This window comes from Microvirga pakistanensis (genome assembly GCF_004458765.1).
GTDB classification, from domain to species: Bacteria; Pseudomonadota; Alphaproteobacteria; order Rhizobiales; family Beijerinckiaceae; genus Microvirga; species Microvirga pakistanensis.
The window spans coordinates 1-223 of the sequence record NZ_SPJX01000098.1 but is presented as its reverse complement, the minus strand read 5'-3'; the positions used below and the strand labels follow the sequence as shown (position 1 = coordinate 223).

Below are 223 nucleotides of genomic sequence, written 5' to 3'. Positions count from 1 at the left end.
TGCCGTCCAGCAGCCATGGGGGTGGAGGTGGCGTGGTGCCGATCACGGATGCGTCATAAGGGTAGCGCGACAGGATCCTCCCCCTCTCTAAGGTGCTGACCATCACGATCGGTCCCTGGGAGCCGAGGTCGATGCGACCGAAGAAATTCGCGAAGTAGCGAGGCGGAATGCTGACCTGGACGACGCCGGCGAAACTGCCGTCGGGCCTGTCGAGGCGACGGGA

At 64.6% G+C, this 223-nt stretch carries 1 protein-coding gene; it reads right to left on the bottom strand.

The window, feature by feature from the left end:
- A partial coding sequence (locus E4K09_RS28755) for a PDC sensor domain-containing protein (RefSeq protein WP_483238013.1) occupies positions 1–223 on the bottom strand: 223 nt, incomplete at both ends.